This window comes from Pseudomonas sp. EL_65y_Pfl2_R96 (assembly GCF_963970905.1).
Lineage (GTDB): Bacteria > Pseudomonadota > Gammaproteobacteria > Pseudomonadales > Pseudomonadaceae > Aquipseudomonas.
Genome location: NZ_CAXAQH010000141.1, coordinates 1 through 627, shown reverse-complemented (window position 1 = coordinate 627; position 627 = coordinate 1). Strand labels below are relative to the sequence as shown.

Here is a 627-nt window from a genome sequence, read left to right as displayed (position 1 = left end):
CGTCGCCACGCGATCCCTATGGCGATCATATCGCCGAGGCTTCGCGGCGCTTCGGCGTTCCGATCGCATGGATCAGGGCGGTGATGCGTGCCGAAAGTGCAGGCGATCCACGCGCCCTTTCGCCGAAGGGCGCGATGGGCCTGATGCAGATCATGCCGCCCACTTGGGCAGGCTTGCGCCTTCGCCACCGTCTCGGCGCTGATCCTTATGATCCGCATGACAACATCATCGCCGGCGCCGGCTACATCCGCGAGCTGTTCGATCGCTACGGATCGCCCGGCTGGATCGCGGCCTACAATGCCGGTCCTGGTCGTTACGAGGACTCGCTGAAGGGCCGGGCGCTGCCCGCGGAAACGCGCGCCTATGTCGCCATCGTCGCGCCGTCGGTGACCAGCGGCGATGCGACTTGGCCGATCGTGGCCGCCGCGGCCGATGCACTCGCCTGGACACGCGCGCCGCTGTTCATCGCGCAAGCTGAGCGCATATCGATACCCGTTCCCGTACCGGCCGAGCGCGCTTCCGATGCCGCGATGACGACATCGTCCGTGCGCGATGTTTCCGCCATCGAGCCGCAGTCGGGCGGGCTGTTTGTCCCGCGTTCGGGCCAAAGGAATGCGCCATGAGCAG

At 67.0% G+C, this 627-nt stretch carries 1 protein-coding gene; it reads left to right on the top strand.

Annotated features, from left to right (window positions below):
- Window positions 1–623, top strand: a 623-nt coding sequence (locus tag AACY49_RS29880) for a lytic transglycosylase domain-containing protein (protein ID WP_339527805.1), incomplete at its 5' end; no start/stop codon positions are given.
- Window positions 624–627: the final 4 nt, after the last annotated feature.